Consider the following 1315-nt stretch of genomic DNA (forward strand, 5'->3'; position numbering starts at 1 on the left):
CGCCGCCGGCACCTCGCGCTCCGTGTCGTCCGCGTCGAGCCGGCGCGCCGTGCGCGGCCGCAGCGCGAGCAGCGCGCGGATCGCAGCACCCGTGCCGCGCTTGGCGCGCGCCTCCAGCCATTTGCCGAGCAGCACGAAGAACAGCACGACGACCGCCGCCTCGAAATACAGGCCGTGGCCGTGCGACACGTCGTGCTGCCACATCAGCCAGACCGACAGCAGGATCGCCGCGCCGGTGCCGATCGAGACCAGCAGGTCCATGTTGCCGGTGCGGTCGCGCAGCGCGCCCCAGGCGGCGCGCCAGAAGCGCGGCCCGAACCAGCCGAACATCGCCGTCGTCAGCGCCAGCTGCGTCCAGGCCCCCGGCATCCAGTCGCGCTCGAAAGCCATGCCGGCCATGCCGACCAGGAAGGGCGCGGTGAGCGCCGCGGCGAACAACAACTCCCGCCCCTGCCGGGCGAGGCGGCGGTTCGCGGCCTCCTCCTCCGCCTCGGCGTCGTCGGGCACGGCCGTCAGCCGATAGCCGGCGCCCGCCAGCGCGGCGCCGAGCGCCGCATCCTCGACGCCCGCCAGCAGCCGGAGCGTCGCGCGCTCCGCCGCGAGGTTCACGCTGACCGAGAGCACGCCCGGCACCCTGGCCAGCGCACGCTCGACGCGGCCGGCGCAGCTGGCGCAGGTCATCCCCTCGATGCCGATGCTGCGCTCGGCCTCCGGCACCGCGTAGCCCGCGGCGCGGATCGCGGCCGCCAGCACGGCCGGCCCGGCGGTGCCGTCCACCTCGACGCGCTCGGCGGCCAGGTTCACATGCGCCTCGGACACGCCCGGCACCTTGCGGAGCGCACGCTCCACCCGGCCCGCGCAGGAGGCGCAGGTCATGCCCTCCACGGGCAGGGAAAGGCGCGGCAGGGCGGCGGATGCGTCCGGCATCTCGGCTGGCTTCGTCTCCATCGCCGGCATCTGGCCCTTCCCAATATTGGAAGGTCAAGGCCCCTTACGACGGCGTGACGCGAAGCCTGCCCTTTCCGGAACGCCGGAGCCTTGATCCAGGTCAGGTTCCCGGCACCTGGCGCCGAACTTCCCGCCGCCTCGCGCAGACGTTGACGTGGGCGGGGCGGGCCGCGACATGGGCGCGCATGCGCCGCGCCCTGCTTCTGCTCTGCCTCGCCTTCGCCGCCCCTGCCGCCGCCCCCGCCGCCGCACAAGGACCCGCCGCGGCACCCGCCCCCGGGGCCGCCCCCGGGGGCGCCCAGGGGGCCGAGCCTGTCCGCATCGTGAACCGCACCGGGGCGGACGCGAGGGCGCTGCAGGGCGTGGG

General features: G+C 75.8%; 2 protein-coding genes. One reads left to right on the forward strand and one right to left on the reverse strand.

From position 1 onward, the window contains the following. Window positions 1-957 (reverse strand): copper ion binding protein (locus L2I40_RS23290; RefSeq protein WP_237217734.1); only part of this gene is annotated, 957 nt, incomplete at its 3' end. 176 nt (window positions 958-1133) lie between these two features. On the opposite strand from L2I40_RS23290, the gene L2I40_RS23295 reads away from it, so the two are divergent. Then, window positions 1134-1315, forward strand: a 182-nt coding sequence (locus tag L2I40_RS23295) for a hypothetical protein (RefSeq protein ID WP_237217735.1), incomplete at its 3' end; no start/stop codon positions are given.

Origin of the sequence: Falsiroseomonas oryziterrae, assembly GCF_021864505.1 — a bacterium.
In the GTDB taxonomy this organism is placed as follows: Bacteria; Pseudomonadota; Alphaproteobacteria; order Acetobacterales; family Acetobacteraceae; genus Falsiroseomonas; species Falsiroseomonas oryziterrae.